This window comes from Aristophania sp. ESL1142 (assembly GCF_058107345.1).
The window spans coordinates 510,284-526,159 of sequence record NZ_JBYLUH010000001.1; the positions used below are offsets into that span (position 1 = coordinate 510,284).

The 15,876-nt window shown below is 44.9% G+C and carries 16 protein-coding genes; 6 read left to right on the top strand and 10 right to left on the bottom strand.

Translation table 11 applies throughout. From position 1 onward, the window contains the following. Positions 1 to 45: 45 nt before the first annotated feature. The 6 genes from AC3B6P_RS02250 to AC3B6P_RS02275 form a co-directional block, all read right to left on the bottom strand. The gene (locus tag AC3B6P_RS02250; protein ID WP_489804529.1) at positions 46 to 1,347 is read right to left on the bottom strand and encodes an Nramp family divalent metal transporter; all 1,302 of its coding nucleotides are present in this window, start codon (positions 1,345 to 1,347) and stop codon (positions 46 to 48) included. 97 nt (positions 1,348 to 1,444) lie between these two features. Next, positions 1,445 to 2,683 (bottom strand): NAD(P)/FAD-dependent oxidoreductase, encoded by a 1,239-nt coding sequence (locus tag AC3B6P_RS02255; RefSeq protein ID WP_489804530.1) that lies wholly within the window; start codon positions 2,681 to 2,683, stop codon positions 1,445 to 1,447. A 14-nt stretch (positions 2,684 to 2,697) separates the two neighbouring features. After that, entirely contained in the window at positions 2,698 to 2,946 is a 249-nt protein-coding gene (locus tag AC3B6P_RS02260; protein WP_489804531.1) for a DUF3297 family protein, read from the bottom strand. 42 nt (positions 2,947 to 2,988) lie between these two features. Next, positions 2,989 to 3,471, bottom strand: a complete 483-nt coding sequence (locus AC3B6P_RS02265; RefSeq protein ID WP_489804532.1) for a RidA family protein — start codon at positions 3,469 to 3,471, stop codon at positions 2,989 to 2,991. Positions 3,472 to 3,550: 79 nt separating this feature from the next. Beyond that, positions 3,551 to 5,329 carry a chloride channel protein gene (locus AC3B6P_RS02270; RefSeq protein ID WP_489804533.1) on the bottom strand — a complete coding sequence of 593 codons (1,779 nt, stop codon included), beginning with the start codon at positions 5,327 to 5,329 and terminating at the stop codon, positions 3,551 to 3,553. A 330-nt stretch (positions 5,330 to 5,659) separates the two neighbouring features. Beyond that, the gene (locus tag AC3B6P_RS02275) at positions 5,660 to 6,742 is read right to left on the bottom strand and encodes a glycosyltransferase (RefSeq protein WP_489804534.1); all 1,083 of its coding nucleotides are present in this window, start codon (positions 6,740 to 6,742) and stop codon (positions 5,660 to 5,662) included. A gap of 119 nt (positions 6,743 to 6,861) precedes the next feature. Here AC3B6P_RS02275 and AC3B6P_RS02280 point away from each other — a divergent pair, with 119 nt between their 5' ends. Beyond that, complete coding sequence (locus AC3B6P_RS02280; protein ID WP_489804535.1) at positions 6,862 to 7,650, top strand: alpha/beta fold hydrolase; 789 nt, start codon at positions 6,862 to 6,864, stop codon at positions 7,648 to 7,650. 168 nt (positions 7,651 to 7,818) lie between these two features. On the opposite strand, the gene hisD is transcribed toward AC3B6P_RS02280, so the two are convergent. The 3 genes from hisD to gmk form a co-directional block, all read right to left on the bottom strand. Next, positions 7,819 to 9,117, bottom strand: coding sequence for a histidinol dehydrogenase (hisD, locus tag AC3B6P_RS02285; RefSeq protein ID WP_489804536.1), 1,299 nt, complete (start codon positions 9,115 to 9,117; stop codon positions 7,819 to 7,821). A gap of 29 nt (positions 9,118 to 9,146) precedes the next feature. Continuing rightward, positions 9,147 to 9,821, bottom strand: coding sequence for an ATP phosphoribosyltransferase (gene hisG / locus AC3B6P_RS02290; RefSeq protein ID WP_489804537.1), 675 nt, complete (start codon positions 9,819 to 9,821; stop codon positions 9,147 to 9,149). A gap of 112 nt (positions 9,822 to 9,933) precedes the next feature. Further along, positions 9,934 to 10,530: a guanylate kinase gene (gmk, locus tag AC3B6P_RS02295; RefSeq protein WP_489804538.1), complete on the bottom strand. Its 597-nt coding sequence runs from the start codon at positions 10,528 to 10,530 to the stop codon at positions 9,934 to 9,936. Between the two features lie 202 nt (positions 10,531 to 10,732). Here gmk and pqqA point away from each other — a divergent pair, with 202 nt between their 5' ends. The 5 genes from pqqA (at position 10,733) to pqqE (ending at position 13,946) form a co-directional block, all read left to right on the top strand. After that, positions 10,733 to 10,813: a pyrroloquinoline quinone precursor peptide PqqA gene (gene pqqA / locus AC3B6P_RS02300; protein ID WP_043559425.1), complete on the top strand. Its 81-nt coding sequence runs from the start codon at positions 10,733 to 10,735 to the stop codon at positions 10,811 to 10,813. A gap of 98 nt (positions 10,814 to 10,911) precedes the next feature. After that, the gene (gene pqqB, locus AC3B6P_RS02305) at positions 10,912 to 11,826 is read left to right on the top strand and encodes a pyrroloquinoline quinone biosynthesis protein PqqB (RefSeq protein WP_489804539.1); all 915 of its coding nucleotides are present in this window, start codon (positions 10,912 to 10,914) and stop codon (positions 11,824 to 11,826) included. Then, entirely contained in the window at positions 11,823 to 12,548 is a 726-nt protein-coding gene (pqqC, locus tag AC3B6P_RS02310; RefSeq protein WP_489804540.1) for a pyrroloquinoline-quinone synthase PqqC, read from the top strand. Before pqqB ends, pqqC begins: the two co-directional genes overlap by 4 nt. 16 nt (positions 12,549 to 12,564) lie before the next feature. Beyond that, positions 12,565 to 12,837, top strand: a complete 273-nt coding sequence (gene pqqD / locus AC3B6P_RS02315; protein WP_489804541.1) for a pyrroloquinoline quinone biosynthesis peptide chaperone PqqD — start codon at positions 12,565 to 12,567, stop codon at positions 12,835 to 12,837. Next, entirely contained in the window at positions 12,834 to 13,946 is a 1,113-nt protein-coding gene (pqqE, locus tag AC3B6P_RS02320) for a pyrroloquinoline quinone biosynthesis protein PqqE (protein ID WP_489804542.1), read from the top strand. Before pqqD ends, pqqE begins: the two co-directional genes overlap by 4 nt. Here the strand turns inward: pqqE and AC3B6P_RS02325 are convergent. Further along, positions 13,930 to 15,783 (bottom strand): glycosyltransferase, encoded by a 1,854-nt coding sequence (locus AC3B6P_RS02325; RefSeq protein ID WP_489804543.1) that lies wholly within the window; start codon positions 15,781 to 15,783, stop codon positions 13,930 to 13,932. The genes pqqE and AC3B6P_RS02325 overlap by 17 nt on opposite strands. Positions 15,784 to 15,876 lie beyond the last annotated feature (93 nt).

Here is a 15,876-nt window from a genome sequence, read left to right on the forward strand (position 1 = left end):
AAAGAAAGGGAGGTACTATTGTACCTCCCTTTCTTATATGAGGAGTTATGGCAGTGTATCCATGAGAAGCTTAATATTCATGACAACAATTAGAATGGCGACAAACCAGGACATTCCTATCCAGAAGCGGGAGAGAGAAAATTCGCCCATTTTCTTTTTGCTGCTGACGAAAAAGACTAATGGAATGACAGCAAAAGGAAGTTGCATGGAGAGAATAATCTGACTGAAAACAAGCAGAGAGCTGACTTTATCCTGACCATAAAGAATAATGACGAAAATCACGGGGAGAATGGCCAGCCCCCGGGTCAATAAGCGCCTGACCCAATAAGACAGGCGGATATGGAGGAAACCTTCCATAATAATCTGCCCTGCCAGTGTACCTGTCACTGTAGAGTTTGTGCCTGCTGCCAGAAGAGCGATTGCAAAGAGGGTCGATGCTAATCCATAGCCTAAGACAGGCGATAACAGACGCCAGGCATCACTGATTTCAGCAATATTATGATAGATGGTGTTATGAAATGCTGCGGCTGATACAATCAGGATTGCGGCATTAATAGCCAGAGCAAATGTCAGAGCGATACTGCTATCCCATGTGGCCCAGCGTATGGCTTCCCTTTTTCCAGTATCAGTACGTTCATAAGCACGTGTTTGTACCAGTGATGAATGCAGATAAAGATTATGGGGCATAACAGTCGCGCCCACAATTCCAATGGCGATATAAAGCATGGCAGGGTTTTTTATAATGTCAGACGAAGGCATGAAGCCGCTGAATATGGCTTTTAAAGAAGGCGACGACATGACCAGCTGAATTGTAAAACAGGCACCAATAATGACCAGAAGTGCCATAACAAAGGCTTCAAGTGCTCTGAAGCCAAATTTCATGAGAAACAGGACCAGAAACGTATCAGTGACTGAAATGATTGTTCCTGCCAGTAAAGAGAGTCCGAAAAGAAGATTGAGGGCTATGGCTGTTCCTATGACTTCTGCAAGGTCGCATGCGATTATAGCCAGCTCACAGGCTAACCAGAGAAAGACGTTGAGCCAGGATGGACACCATTGCCGACAGGCCTGCGCAAGGTCTTTTCCTGTTGCAATCCCTAGACGTGCGGCGAATGCCTGAAGCAGAACAGCCATGAGATTGGATAACAGAATGACGAAAAGGAGCTTATAACCAAATTGGGCACCCCCCTGCAGGTCAGTCGCCCAGTTGCCGGGGTCCATATAGCCGACAGCAACCATATATCCCGGACCTGTAAAGGCAAGAAAATGTTTCAGGGAAGAGGCTTTCTTTCCAGGAACGGATACCATTGTTGAAGGATGTTTATGGAAGCTGATAGGGTTACGCATAAAATGACTATCCTTTTCAGTGATCTTCCATAAAAAAAGTCCCATCGGAAAAGATGGGACTTTTTTTACATTAATTTTTACGACAAAATCCTTAAGACTATTTTGTCGTATCAACAATTTTATGGCTTACCAGTGGGTCTATCCCTTTGAGCATGCCGTACCAATAAAGCCGGGGGAAGATCTGTGTCTTGAACGTCCAGGCAAACCGGCTTGGCTTACGTTGGTCATAATGAAGGCTGGAAACAACCTTGCCACCATATAAAAATTCAGCCAACACAACACGGCCATAAGAAACAGTTAGCGGGCAGGCGCCATAGCCATTATAGGCGCCTTCAAGGGGTTTCCCTTCAAGGGATTTAATGAGGTTTTCAACAACAACAGGCGCCTGCTCACGAACAGCAGCAGCTGTTTTGGCATTAGGTGTGCTCGTTGCATCTCCCAGCCCAAAAATCGTTTCATATTTATTGTGTTGCATTGTCGTCGGGTCAACATCAAGCCACCCTGCTTCATTGGCTAGCGGGCTGTTGCGGACAAAGTCTGGAGCAGATTGAGGTGGCACAACATGGATCATATCAAAAGGACGCACAATTGTCTGGTCCGTCCCGACAATCTGGAAGGTCGCCTCTTTTTTCTGACCATCAATAGCGATGAGATTTTCTTTATAGGCAACCTCAACACCGTAATAATCAATCATTTTCTGTAAGGATGGCACATAATAATCAACACCGAAAAGCTTGGCCCCAGCCGTACAGAATTGCGGCTTGATACGGTGTAAGACTCCCTCACGGCGCCAGTGATCACATGAGAGATAAACCGCTTTCTGTGGTGCTCCGGCACATTTAATAGGCATGACCGGTTGCGTGAAAATGGCTGTACCTGCACTGAAGTTGCGCACACACTCCCACATATAGGCCGCACCGTCGCGGTAATAATTTGAAGCGACGCCATTCCGGCCAAGAGTTTCTTTCAGGCCCTTGATGGCGTCCCAGTTCAACTGGATCCCCGGAGCTACAACCAGACGCTGATATTCTATAACCGTCCCGTTTTCGAGTGTTACGGTCATGGCGTCAGGTTGGAATGAACGCACGCGATCACGGACCCACGTGACATCACGGGGAATGACGCCTCCTTCCTGTTTCAGGGTATCAGCAAGGGACATGACACCTGCCCCCACCAGCGTCCATCCAGGTTGGTAAGCATGGGTGGCAGAAGGTTCGATGATGGCAATTGTTAGTTCTGGTCGTGCTCTTTTCAAGCGTGCCGCAACGCAGATGCCACCTGCTCCTCCTCCAACAATGACTACGGAATAGCGGTCCGCATAGGGAGAGTCTGTCATGATCTTGTTCCTCCTTAGTCTAGCTGTGTTTCTTTAAACCACACTTCCACAGGGCCAGATAATTTCATTGTCATGGGGCGACCACGACGGTCTAATGTACGCCCCACTGAGACCCGTATCCAACCTTCGCTGACGCAATATTCCTCTACATTTGTTTTTTCGACGCCTTTAAAGCGCACCCCAATTCCTTTTTCGAGAATAGCTTCATTGAAATAGGGGCTGTCGGGGTGAACGGAAAGGCGATCGGGAAGTGTGTCTGTCATAGTCTGTTATGGTCCATTACGTTAGCTATCAATAAAAACAGTTCAGGCGATTTCAAAAAGCGCCTCAACTTCTACAGGTGCATTTAAAGGGAGAGAAATGACTCCAACGGCTGCGCGAGCATGTTTCCCGCGTTCGCCAAATAAATCCACCGCAAGGTCAGAGGCACCGTTAATGATACGGGCATGATCCTCGAATTCAGGCGTGCATGCAACAAAGCCACCTATCCGGACAACTTGCTTGATCCGGGAGAGGTCTCCTCCCAAGGCTGTCTTGGCTTGCGCGAGGATATTGAGGAAACAGGCTCTTGCACAACTAATGCCATCTTCCTCAGATACCTCACGGCCCAGTTTTCCCTTTAAGAGTAAAGTTCCTCCATGAAGTGGTAACTGCCCTGAAATGATCAAATGATGTCCTGTTATGAGTGCAGGTACATAATTTGCCACAGGTGATGCTGCCTGAGGTAAAGTGATCTGAAGCTGCTGTAGGCGTGCTTCAAGATCATTCATTTTGGGCTTGTCAGACATTTTATTCATCCTTTGTTACAATATCCCATTATACATGATGCGCTTACATTATGTTAATAACAAGTCTTTTATTATTTATTTACACAGAAAATCGGTCTTCTCCTGCTAATTCCCGGCGGGATCGTTCAAGCTCTGCAGCATATCGCCTTAATGTATAGGCTTCACCAAGTTGTCCCACGACGACGCGGGACATGAGATCTTCTACGACGACTAAGGCATCGACCTCAAATTTGGTAAATAATAACGTTGCTTCCTTAATATTCATCTGGGGTGTCAGCATGGCATTTTGCCATCCTGCAAGTTCATTGACAGTTTTATTATGGTCATGGCAGGCATGGAGTTCAGCCATGGAAATCATTCCGTTATAACGGCCGGTTTCATCAATCAGGATAATTCTATGCCCACTTCCTAATGGAAAAAGGCTTTGAGCCTGTGCGATTGTGACAGAAGGATGAAGGCTTCGGATCGTGATGCGCATCAGGCTTTGAACGGTCAGAGATCTGATACAGCCTATATCGACAGCAGAACGGATTGATTCACCACGCAGATGAAAGCGCCAGGTTGCAAAACTATAGCCAAAGAGGCGCCTCGTGGTCAGAAGAGATAGAATAGCGGCCAGGATTAGAGCCGGTGCGACTGTAATCTGCCCGGTCATTTCCAGAATTATACTAATGATCGTTAAAGGCGCCCCGATAATGGATACAGCCATCGCATCCATACCAATCATAGCGCATAAAGTTATATTATGCGGTGCCAGTCCATAAGGAGCCAGAATGACTCCAAAGCCTGTTCCTGCCAGAGAGCCGAGGTAAAGTGATGCAAAAAAAAGCCCTCCTCTGAAACCTGACCCGATTGAAAGGCTGGAAGCAAGGGCTTTGGCAAGGAGTAGTAACAATGTGATCAGGGAGAGGGTCTGTCCTTCAAGTAGCAGACGCAGAGCCTCATGCCCTGATGAAAGCACTGATGGACTCCAGGCAGCCAAAGCGCCAACAGCAAGCCCGCCCCAGAGTGGTTTCGACCATTGTGGTCCCGGTATCAGCCTGAACAGGGATTCACTCTGAGTGACGCTGTACATGATCAGAATGGCAATGAGCGCACAAAGAACACCGAGCACTATAATTCCCGTCAGATCGTGGCTCATAACTGGGGGTAAAGGTGGGAGTATCACTTCGTTATGAAGGCCACCACATAAATTGACGACCGCCAATCCTGTAATAGAGGCTATGGCAACAGGGCAGAGAGAAACGAGAGAATAAGTACCGATAACAAGTTCAAAAGCGTAAAAGGATCCTGCGATAGGGGCATCAAAGGCTGAACCGATAGCACCAGCTGCTCCGGCACCAACCAGAATACGCAAGTCTTCCCGACGAACCCGGAAGGTCCTTCCGAGGGCAGAGCCGAGAGATGCGGCAATCTGTGTAAAGCCTGCTTCGAGTCCGATAGATGCGCCAAAACCATTCGAAAGAAGTGTCTGCGTGACCACAATCAGACTGTCACGTACAGACATCCTGCCACCATGCAGTGCATTTGCTTCAATGGGGTCAACAAGATGTCTTTTAAGAAAAGTCCTGACCCAGAAACTAAAAAGGCCAACTACAACTCCCCCCCCACCCAGAACAATCAGACACCGCCAAAGAGGAAGTGACACTAGTCCAGAGAGATGACCGTCATTTGTTAAGCCATAAAAAAACGCATGAGCCGTAAGCGTAATATAGGTTATAATGAGGACGCATCCCCCTCCTAATGCACCAATTACGGCGGCGAGGAATGTCAGTCCGATTTCGCTTTGTCTGACGAAGACGCGTAAGGCAAAAGGGACGTAAGACCTCATACGCATTTTGTTACGTAATGATTGCATAGTCCATATCTTCGACAGTACATCCAGTCTGGAGTGCTTCAGATGTGCAAGAAGGACCAGACATTCTAGATATAAACATGGCGCTTGGGTTTCCCTTTATCAGCACATGCGCTTAAAATAAGCTTCTTGGATATAATACCAATTTATATCGTTATATAGAAGGTTTTTTTATGAGTATTTTTTGATCTGATATCTGGAAATAGAATCATTATTAATAATTCTATTTCCGAGATTTTATAATAGTTAAAAAAACATATCTACCGTCAAAATGTCCATATCAAAATAAAAATCGATTTTTATTAAAATACTTATATGTATTTTTAGGAGTATTTAAGAAGATATTATAGCCTCCATACGTTTTAATACGTTTCTTCCATGCTCTTCAAATGAGTCTTTGCTGTAATAGTGGTGCATATAGTTTAATGCATTTTTGCTTTTTTGTTCTAATATAGATGGGTTCTCGAAGATTTTCTTTAATACAGAACAAATGGCTTCAGAAAGGTCACCATGGAGGGTAAAGCCTGTATCGTGTTCTAAACTAGTTTTCATTTCTCCTACAGGCGTTGCTAATAATGGTAAACCTGTTGAGAGAGCTTCATGGGCGGCAAGGCACATTCCTTCATAAAGGGAGGGTTGGACATAAAGGTCTATCTCTTTAAGATAGTTATAAATATCTGCGGAGTAACCAAGGAGTTCGATACAGTTTTCCAATTTATGTTCTGTAATTTTATTTTGCAATTTGTTTATTTCTGGCCCATCTCCAAGTATTGTAACAGATATTTTGGATGAATATTGTGGATAACGATTCCTGAAAAGAGCAATACCATCAATAAGAGCAGTATAATTCTTTTGTTTATGGAGGCGGCCAATACTGCCGATTCTAAGAGTTTTCCCTGTTGTCCATATTTCCCGCTCTGTTTTACTGATTTCACAAAAAAAGAGTGGCCAAATGGTTATGTTTGAGGACGGAATCTTCATTATATTATGAACAAATTCGCCTACCGCGAGTGAGTCAGCTATCCAGAGTTTGCTGAATGATTTCCATATTTTTGTTGATCGTTTGAGTGTGGCACTATGTTTCCAGCTGACAACTGGAAGCCTCAATAATTTTCCGACTATGAAACCGACTGTACTAGCTCTTGTTAAAGAAGTAAAAATTATATCAGGAGCGTCATTCTTTTTTATATATTTTATATATTTCCATATATGTTTGATAGTGGAGGAGCGTGTTTCAGAAAATATGCAGATAGGGAGATTGGTTTTTATTAATCTTTCTTCAGCTATCCGATTGCCCGCTTCGCAGGCTATAATCCGAACTTCATGCCCCATTTTGGTGAATAAATTCACAATTGACGGAATTGCAAACTCTGCTCCTCCATCATCGAAGCTCGTCACAAGATAATCTATTTTCATGAAATCCAGAGTACACTTTCGTTGAAATATGGGTTACAGGCAGAATTATTTACCTTCTATAATGCGTTCACTGCCTATAGGATAAAAATTCTAAAAAATAAATTGTTAAAGAATTATTTATGTATTTATTTTACTCTGAATCGGCTGGAGTCAGTCATCAGCAAAGAGAAACTGTCGTTCTCCTCCATGGTTTACTGGGCCGGGGGCGTAATCTGGGAATGCTGCAAAGGGCATTAAGCCCCTTCTTTCAAACGATTTCTGTGGATTTACGCTCTCATGGTAACAGTCCTCACGGGATTATGGATTATCGCTCCATGGTTCAGGATGTTCTTAAAACACTGGATCAACTGGAGATTTCCAAAGCAGCTTTTGTCGGTCATTCCATGGGCGGCAAGGTTGCAATGGCGTTGGCTCTTCTGGCGCCAGAGCGAGTTACAAAACTCTGCGTGGCTGATATAGCTCCTGTTCTGACAGCTCATGGGAGTGGCTCGCTTGTCAGAAAACTTTCACAGATCACGCTTCCTGTTCTTAAGAACAGAACAGAAATACGCAATTTCCTCCTTCCTATTACTGGGAGTCGTGATGTTGCTGATCTGGTTGGCCAGAATATCGTTCCAGGTAACCCGGCCTATTGGGAAATAGGCCTGACGGAAATTGTCCAGTCTATTGATGAGATCGAAGGTTGGCCTCAAGCGCTTTTATCATGTCAGTGGGACGGGCCTGCACTTTTTATAAAGGGTGAATTGTCACCCTATATCCAGGAACAGCACTATAATCTTATCCACAAACTTTTCCCCAGAGCTGAGATTGAGGTGTTGCCCGAAACCAACCATTGGCTGCATGTCGAGAAGCCGGATATTTTTAACCAGATGGTTCTCGATTTTTTGGAAGGTCGTCCCCGTTCTTGACGACTCGTGATACCCGGTTTTGTCAGGAAAACGATTCGGCCTGTTCTTGAGGAAGGTGGATAAAAATGAGAGCGCCCTGATGAGGCATAAACTATCGGCGCACTCTTATTATTACTAGAAGCTGTTCCTTTTATCGTTTGATTAAGACAGAATCATCCACAGAAAATTTTAGTTCTTCAAAAGTTTCAATCTTTCGGACAGGCTGAGGGCGTGCGCTTCCAGTCCTTCTTCAAGAGCCAGTGTAACACCGGCTGGACCAATAGCTTGCAATCCTGTTTGGTCTGTTTCAATAGAGGTTGTACGTTTCAGAAAGTCAAAAACAGACAGACCAGAGGCAAAACGGGCTGTACGACTTGTGGGCAGGACATGATTGGGCCCACCAACATAGTCACCTAAAGCTTCGGGGCAGAAGCGTCCCATAAAAATGGCACCAGCATGACGTATCTTCCTGCTAAATTCCCGTGGCTGATCAAGCAGTAATTCTAGATGTTCAGGCGCTAGGGCATTGACGATTTCAGCGGCTTCATCCTCATTGCGGACGATAATGACCGCACCGTGATGATCCCAGCTCTGTCGGGCAATAGCTGCTCGTTTTAATGTTTTGAGGGCTTGTTCTATGGCTTTTTCAACTTGATCGGCAAAAGCGGGATCTGACGTAATCAGGACTGCCTGAGCCTGCTCGTCATGTTCAGCCTGAGCGAGGAGATCAATTGCAACCAGATGCGGATTATTCTCCCCATCTGCAACGATAACCACTTCCGAGGGGCCTGCAATGCTGTCAATGCCGACATGGCCGAATACCTGCCTTTTTGCTTCAGCAACATAAGCATTCCCTGGTCCTACGATCCGGTCAACGGGGGCGATCGTTTCTGTTCCATAGGCCATAGCGCCAACGGCCTGTGCGCCACCTATGCGGTAAATTTCATCAATTTCACATAATTGGGCGGCTGCCATTACAAGGGGATTTAAGACACCCCCAGGGGTTGGTACACACATGGCAAGACGTTTTACACCAGCGACACGGGCCGGCATGGCATTCATCAGGACAGAAGAAGGGTAGGCCGCCTTCCCCCCCGGGACATAAAGTCCTACAGCATCTAGTGCGGTCCATTTCATACCCAGTCTTAGTCCTTCCTCGTCCTCATAATCAAGGTCCTGAGGAAGCTGTGACTGATGAAATGCCTTGATGCGACGGGCAGCAAGTTTCAGGGCTTCCCGGGTTTCTGGAGCGATTTGGGCAGCACTTTGGCTGATTTCCTGTGGTGTGACCCTGATGGTCTCAGTGGTTAGAGAGAACTGATCAAAGCGGGTTGTATATTCACATAGAGCAATGTCTCCCCTTGCCCTGATGTCTGCCAGAATTGCCCTGACCGGTTCTGCGACAGAATGGGTTTCCTCGCCCCGATCAGCTAGAATTTTCTGAAAAGAAAGTGAGAAATTTTCTGCTTTTGTATCAAGGCGTTTCATAACAGGTGGTCATCCTCTTTAAATACTGACTATGAGAGAGACGTAAGGGCCTGACGGAATTGTTCTATCAGGGAACTGATTTCTTCCGGTCTGGTTTTCAGAGCAACACGATTAACGATCAGGCGGCTTGTGACATGGGCAATGGTTTCAATTTCCTCCAACCCGTTAGCTTTCAAGGTAGAGCCTGTATCAACGAGGTCAACGATCACATCAGCCATATCCAGGGCAGGAGCCAATTCCATTGCGCCATGAAGATGCACAATTTCAGCATTGATTGCGCGTGAAGCAAAATGTCGCCGGGCAATGGTGGGGTATTTTGTCGCGACTCTCAGGCGAGAGCGTTCTTCCGGAGCATCATCCTCTGAAGGTTCTTTTCTCAGCCGGGCAACAGAAATGCGGCATGCTCCTATCCCCAGATCCAGCGGTGCATAGAGGTCAGGGTAGTCAAACTCCATTAAGACGTCAGCACCACAAACACCGATATCGGCTCCGCCATAGGCAACAAAAGTTGCAACATCAAAAGAGCGTACCCGGACGACATCGATATTTGCATTAGCAGTTGGGAAACGAAGCCTGCGGCTGCTTTCGTCAAGACAGTCAGGTGCTGGATCAAGCCCTGTATGAGAGAGGACAGGGCGTAATGCTTTGAGAATACGCCCTTTTGGAAGGGCGAGAATCAGTGGCATGCTCTGCCTGTCAGTCATGAAAAGCTCCTGATATCGAAAGGATTCATCAATCTTCTGGGACTATCGCTTCATATCATACCCCTGACAAGAGGCGTCGAGGGTGTAAAATAAAAGAGAATATCTTTATCACTTAAAAGGAACATCTTCCTGTTGTCAGGCGGGAAGCCTCAAGGACAGAGCGTGCCTGAGCAATGGCTTTCTCAAGGGTATGATTGACCAGAATATAGTCAAATTCCGGCCAGTGGGATATTTCCGCATTGGCCGCTTCCATTCTTTTTGAAATTTCTGCCTCACTATCAGACTGGCGGCCTTTAAGGCGTGCCTCAAGTTCTTCAAGAGAGGGTGGCATGATGAAAAGCCCGATCACATCGTCAGGGAGCGCCTTTTTCATCTGGCGATAACCCTGCCAGTCTATATCAAGGATGACGTCTTTTCCGTCATTCAGGGCGGCTTCCAGTGGAGCGCGTGGTGTACCATATCCACGTCCAAAGACTTCAGCCCATTCCAGGAGTTCGCCACTGGCGGCCAGGTCGCGGAACTGTTCAAGTGTACGGAAATAATAATGTGTTCCTTCTTCCTCTCCTGGTCGGGGCGCACGCGTGGTGATGGAAATGGATGTGAAAAGATTGGAGTCACTAGCCCTCAAAGCCTGGGCGATGGTTGATTTTCCTGCGCCGGAAGGGGCAGAAATGACAAGACAGACTCCCCGCCTTTTAACCTGTTTCATAATAAGTGCATTTCCTCTTATCGCTCTGTTCTGCTTCTGTTAGCAGGAGATTTGCCTGCATTCTGTAATAAATCACGATAGTGTGTAAGGCTTTATCCTTATGGCAGGGCATTTTTTGTTTTTATAAAAGATTAAATGGAGCTACGTTAAGGAACTAAAGTCTCGGAAAGTGAGACTTTGGAAATTGATTAAGGAGGCACAAATGGCCTGGAATACACCTAAAGTCACAGAAATTCCCTTAGGCGGAGAAATCAATTCTTACGTCTGTGGTGAAAAAAAATAATAAATCCCCGGCTTAAAGGGGGAACGGCTGCTCCCCGGAGCAGCCGTTTTCTTTTATAGACAGGTTGATTTTTTGACTGGGTAAAAGGTTTTGAGCTGATGTTAAAAGCAATCGTTCTCGGAGCTTCTGCGGGGGGAGGATTCCCTCAATGGAATTCAGCAGCACCAGGGTGCCTGAAGGCGCACGCAGGACAAGGGGCCAAAGCGCGAACCCAGGCATCAGTGGCAGTCAGTGGAGATGGCACACACTGGTTCCTGCTGAACGCATCGCCAGATTTAAGACAGCAAATTCTTGCAACACCTGCCCTACAGCAGAAAGGAGAAAAACGGGGGACACCGATACAGGGTGTGATTCTCAGTAATGCTGAAATCGACTCCGTGACAGGGCTTTTAACCATGCGTGAAAGAGAGCCTTTCACGCTTATGGGAAGCCAGTCAACAATGGCACAGCTTGATGCAAACCCTATGTTTGAAGCTCTTGAACGTGGGATTGTCACGCGCAAGGCCCTTCCTCTCTTTCAGTCTGTACCCCTTTTATTGAAAGATGGCAGCCCTTCTGGTTTATCCCTTGAGGCTTTCACAGTTCCTGGTAAAGCACCCCTTTATGCTGAAAAAGCGGGAACGAAGCCTGATGATTCACTGGGGTTATCTCTTTCAGATGGTGAAAAGACGCTCCTCTTTGTCCCAGGATGTGCTGAGATAACGCCCGACCTTCTGAGCCGGGCCCAGCAGGCTGACCTGCTCTTTTTTGATGGTACGTTATGGCAGGATGATGAAATGATCCGTGCAGGGCTCAGCCCTAAAACAGGCCATAGAATGGGTCATGTTTCTGTTGATGGAGAAGATGGTCCTCTACGCAATTTTGCTCACTGTTCAAAACCTAAAAAAGTCTTTATCCATATTAATAATTCTAATCCGATTTTACTCGAAGACAGCCCGGAACGTCGGATTGCTGAAGAAGCGGGCTGGATTATTGCCGAAGATGGCATGACATTTCAGTTGGGGGCCGTATGACCAAATTTCTTACGCCTGATGAACTTGAGGCTGCATTACGCAAGATTGGGGCAGAGCGTTATCACCGCCAGCACCCTCTCCATAAAGCGATGTATGCAGGGCATTTGACCAAAAAACAGCTCCAGGCCTGGGCTTTGAACCGTTATTATTATCAGGCCATGATTCCCGTAAAAGACGCCTTGCTATTGGCTCGTCTCCCTACGCCGGATCTCCGCCGCGAATGGCGTCGCCGTATTGTCGATCATGACGGAACAGAGCCAAATACAGGCGGTATTGCGCGTTGGCTAAAACTGACGGACGGCCTCGGGCTTGACCGGGAGTATGTAATCAGCCTGAAAGGGCTTCTTCCTGCAACGCGTTTTGCTGTGGATGCCTATGTCGCTTTTGTGCGGGATCGTTCAATCCTGGCAGCGATTGCCTCTTCTCTGACAGAGCTCTTTTCCCCCACGATTATTGGGGAGCGTATGGAGGGCATGCTCAAGAATTATGACTTCATTTCTGAAGAGACAATGGCCTATTTCAAGCCACGCCTGACACAGGCACCTCGTGATTCAGAATTTGCCCTTGCCTATGTGAAAGAGCACGCCAAAACAGTTGAACAGCAACAGGAAGTGCTGCATGCGCTTGAGTTCAAATGTTCCATCCTGTGGGAGCTTCTTGATGCTCTTGAGCATGCTTATAGTGAAGGTCATATTCCTCCAGGGGCTTTCGTTCCGAAATAACCATCATTAAATAATTATGCTAACTGAGAATTGCTGCCTTAAATTTGCTCGTGGACATCGTCTTCAACATGATAAAGTGCGTCAGCTTTGGTTGATCCAGGCGCCTGAAAAAGCTTTTATCATTGATGAAATTGCGGCAGCAATTCTGGGGCTTGTCGATGGAGAGCGCACAGTCGGCATGATGATCGATGAGCTCTCTGGGCGTTACGAAGCAGATCGGGCGGTTATTGCCCGTGACGTAACAGCGCTTCTTTCTGATCTGCAAGGCAAAGGCGTGCTTACTTTATGACAACGCCCTTTATTCCTTCTGCCAAAGAGGCTCCTCCTATGAGCCTTCTTGCTGAAATAACGCATCGTTGCCCCCTTTCCTGCCCATATTGCTCTAATCCTCTGGAACTGGAGCGTAAGTCTCAGGAGCTTTCAACAGAAAGCTGGAAAAGGGTTCTGAATGAAGCAGCGGAACTTGGGGTCCTGCAGGCACATTTTTCAGGCGGGGAGCCTATGTCGCGACCCGACCTTCCTGAATTGATTGCCTATGCAAGGAGTCTGAATCTTTATACAAATTTAATTACCTCCGGCGTTTTCCTGACTGATGAAGCGATCTCGACGCTTGATAAGGCGGGGCTTGACCATGTTCAGCTCTCTTTCCAGGATGTAGTGCCGGAAGAAGCTGACAGACTGAGCGGGTTTGCCAATGTTCAGCCTCGTAAATTGGAAGCGGCGCAACGGATCCGTAAAGCTGGACTGCCTTTAACATTAAATTTTGTGCTTCATAAAGGGAATATAGAGCGTATGCCTGCCATGTTCGCCTTAGCTCGCGCGCTAGGGGCGATCCGCGTGGAAATGGCGAATACACAATATTATGGATGGGCACTTCAGAACAGGGCAGCCTTGCTTCCTAGCAGGGCACAACTTGAAGAGGCCCAGAAAATTGTCGATGCCGAACAGGCAAAGGGTGGGTTGGCAATAGATTATGTCACGCCTGATTATTACGCTGATCGTCCCAAACCCTGTATGGGCGGTTGGGGGCGGCGTTTTTTGAATGTTAGCCCTTCAGGTCGTGTTCTCCCCTGTCATGCGGCTGAGACAATTCCAGAACTTGTTTTTGATAATGTCGAAGAGAAATCTTTGAAAGAAATTTGGGAAAACGGGCATGCTTTCACCTTATTTCGCGGAACAGACTGGATGCCAGAGCCTTGTTCCTCCTGTGAACGGAAAGAAATAGATTGGGGTGGTTGCCGCTGCCAGGCACTAGCCTTAACAGGTAAGGCTAGTAATACGGATCCAGTTTGTAGTTTATCGCCACACCATAATATCATTTTGCAAGCGCTTGAAGAGGCAAATGAAGGTGTAGATCAATCTCTTATTTATCGCAAATATATCAGGTTTTCTTCTTAGAAAAGAGTTTGGCTTTCAATGATAGGAGAATGCCACGTAACTGGTAGACATTAATCTTTTTTCTAAAGAAAAAGCATAAAAAGCCATTACGTATAACAATATAATAATTCCGGCTGCTAAGAAATTGAATAAATGAAGGTTTGAAACTCTTATCTTGCATTCTGTAGTGCCAATAAAGTTTCTTAAATCGGTCAAGATATTTATGACCCCATGGTTTGCGTCTCCCAACAAAATGAAGAATTGCGGGGTTGTCTACGGCCTCCTTTATCTCTGAAATTGAATAGCAGCTCGTGGCATTTTCAAGATTATCTTCATAAAGGACAGGAGAAAAATAATAAAAAGAACTCATAAGATTCCATCGTAAGGGCAGCAATGTCATATTATCTTTAAAAGCGATATTCAGGATGTCCTGATCGTGCAATTCAATCTTGTCATAATTCTCAAGATAAATTTTCATAAAATAACGAGATAGTGGAGCGTATGTTTCTTTGGCTTTCTCTATGTCGTAGAGGAGGACACCTGAATTAATGTAAGTATGTTTAGAGGCTCTGCCTAAAAGATGATTTTTGCATTTTACTCCATAACAGTCCCCTGCCCCTGCTATGATGTGTCCTTTTAGATCTGTGTTCCAAAGATCAATAATATTGTCGCAGACTATAATATCTGTATCAAGATAAATAAGCCTTTTTACAGTTTCTGGAAGAATGTCTTGCGCAAAGAGGCGATAGTAAGCGGTTTGTGATAAGTGTCCTGCTGTTTCAGGAAAGTCTTTTATATATTCATCACTAACTTTTATAAATATTAGTTTAACTATATCTTTATAAGTGTCTAATAATTTATTTCTTATATTTTCTGAAAGAGTGTCTCCATAAAGGATATAGATATCTATATCAGACTGGTTTTCTGTATGAGCCAATATGGAATTGATAACAGCATGTGCGTGTCCAGCATAGTTGTCATCAAATGATAGGAGAAGGTTAACTCTTTCTCTGTAAGAAATATTTTTAGGGCTTCTGGAGCTTGTTTTTTTTTCTTTTTGTATAATTGTAGAAATAATTTTCTTGTAATCAGGTGAAGGAAAAAAAGTTTTTATGAATACAATAGAAGACTGTATTGATTTATAATGCTCATCTTCTTTTGTAGAGCTTTTATGGAAGATTGTAGTCAGTATTAAGGAAAGAAGATAAATATCAGCTTGTTTATTTTCTTCTTCAGTGAACTGCCCCATTATATGTTCGATAACATCGAATAAAAATTCACAATATGTATCAAAGATGTTTTTTGGAGCAAAAAGCGTGTTCCATGGAATGATCTGGTGATTATAAGCTATGTTTAATGCTGTGTTATATTTATCGGGATAAGTATCTTTTATATAAGAGAGTGCGCCTTCAAGATGCTTTTTGTTTCCAACACTTTCCTCATAAATTTCAATGAGGTTTTTTTCGGTATTAAAATCAAGATGTGATACTTTTTCTATAGAGGTAATTCTTGGTATGAACACAGAGTTATTTTTTGTGATTTTTGAAATATTTTTTGGGTTCCATCCATAATAAGATAGATCATATTTACTTATATGAGTGAGAGTCAAATTTCTATTATAATTATTTTTTGACAAAGATAATAGATAATAATCATGAGAAAACCCTACATACTCATGATTATTATACTTCCATACTTTATAAAGGGCATCAAGATGCCCGCGTGAACCCTCTAAATAAGGTAAGATGGGACATGTATGAATAGATAAAGTCCAGTCTGAGGGTATTCCCTGAAATAAACTATTTTTCTCTAGAAATTTTTCTTCATAGGGAGAAAGATAAATACATGCATCTGACATTAATAAGGCCTTATATTATGCTGATTTTGGTTTGTGGTGTAATTATAGAGGCAACGCTTGTCGAAGAATAGTTCTGCATACTTATTGGTCAGC

Excerpts from the sequence above, each read along its gene's own strand:
- AC3B6P_RS02265 (WP_489804532.1), bottom strand. The coding sequence starts at position 3,471 with ATGTCTGACAAGCCCAAAATGAATGATCTTGAAGCACGCCTACAGCAG.
- AC3B6P_RS02275 (WP_489804534.1), bottom strand. The coding sequence starts at position 6,742 with ATGAAAATAGATTATCTTGTGACGAGCTTCGATGATGGAGGAGCAGAG.
- AC3B6P_RS02260 (WP_489804531.1), bottom strand. The coding sequence starts at position 2,946 with ATGACAGACACACTTCCCGATCGCCTTTCCGTTCACCCCGACAGCCCC.
- AC3B6P_RS02325 (WP_489804543.1), bottom strand. The coding sequence starts at position 15,783 with ATGTCAGATGCATGTATTTATCTTTCTCCCTATGAAGAAAAATTTCTA.
- pqqE (WP_489804542.1), top strand. The coding sequence starts at position 12,834 with ATGACAACGCCCTTTATTCCTTCTGCCAAAGAGGCTCCTCCTATGAGC.
- pqqC (WP_489804540.1), top strand. The coding sequence starts at position 11,823 with ATGACCAAATTTCTTACGCCTGATGAACTTGAGGCTGCATTACGCAAG.
- AC3B6P_RS02280 (WP_489804535.1), top strand. The coding sequence starts at position 6,862 with ATGTATTTATTTTACTCTGAATCGGCTGGAGTCAGTCATCAGCAAAGA.
- pqqA (WP_043559425.1), top strand. The coding sequence starts at position 10,733 with ATGGCCTGGAATACACCTAAAGTCACAGAAATTCCCTTAGGCGGAGAA.
- AC3B6P_RS02270 (WP_489804533.1), bottom strand. The coding sequence starts at position 5,329 with ATGCAATCATTACGTAACAAAATGCGTATGAGGTCTTACGTCCCTTTT.
- hisG (WP_489804537.1), bottom strand. The coding sequence starts at position 9,821 with ATGACTGACAGGCAGAGCATGCCACTGATTCTCGCCCTTCCAAAAGGG.
- AC3B6P_RS02255 (WP_489804530.1), bottom strand. The coding sequence starts at position 2,683 with ATGACAGACTCTCCCTATGCGGACCGCTATTCCGTAGTCATTGTTGGA.
- gmk (WP_489804538.1), bottom strand. The coding sequence starts at position 10,530 with ATGAAACAGGTTAAAAGGCGGGGAGTCTGTCTTGTCATTTCTGCCCCT.
- pqqD (WP_489804541.1), top strand. The coding sequence starts at position 12,565 with ATGCTAACTGAGAATTGCTGCCTTAAATTTGCTCGTGGACATCGTCTT.
- pqqB (WP_489804539.1), top strand. The coding sequence starts at position 10,912 with ATGTTAAAAGCAATCGTTCTCGGAGCTTCTGCGGGGGGAGGATTCCCT.
- hisD (WP_489804536.1), bottom strand. The coding sequence starts at position 9,117 with ATGAAACGCCTTGATACAAAAGCAGAAAATTTCTCACTTTCTTTTCAG.
- AC3B6P_RS02250 (WP_489804529.1), bottom strand. The coding sequence starts at position 1,347 with ATGCGTAACCCTATCAGCTTCCATAAACATCCTTCAACAATGGTATCC.